This window comes from Sedimentibacter sp. B4, from assembly GCF_000309315.1.
Lineage (GTDB): Bacteria > Bacillota > Clostridia > Tissierellales > Sedimentibacteraceae > Sedimentibacter > Sedimentibacter saalensis.
The window spans coordinates 1-435 of sequence record NZ_CANG01000183.1; the positions used below are offsets into that span (position 1 = coordinate 1).

Annotated in this window: 1 pseudogene; it reads right to left on the reverse strand. The window is 72.4% G+C overall.

Annotation, left to right across the window (positions count from 1 at the left end):
• Positions 1 to 435, reverse strand: a pseudogene (locus BN358_RS26195) (hypothetical protein); the annotation flags it as partial.

Sequence of the window (435 nt, forward strand, 5' to 3'; positions counted from 1 at the left end):
ATGCCCCGTCGTCGAGCGTGACCGCGCGGGCAGCGTTGTCGTCGGCGACCGCCTGCGCCGCGGCAGAGCCCGGTGCTGCGGCGTCCGTCGGGGTGCGCAGCGGGGTGGTGCCCGACGCCAGGCCGATCGATGCGTAGTAGTTCGTCGAGTAGGTGTCGGTGACGGTGTAGTCGCCCTGCGGAGCGACCAGCATCGACTCCAGCGCTTCCCTGGCCGCATCGGTCCGCGGCCAGGTGACCTTCGCCGCGACGGGCGGGGTGACCCCGGTCGCAGCCAGCTCGCTGAGTCCGCCCGACGGAACGCTGAGCTCGGTGAGCCCCTGGTACTCCGACACCGCGCCGGTGACCTGCACGTAGTCCCCGATCGCCACCTGGCCGACCGTGGCCGAGGAGTACACGAAGACGGCGTCGGAGGAGTCGTCGAGGGCGGTGCCGC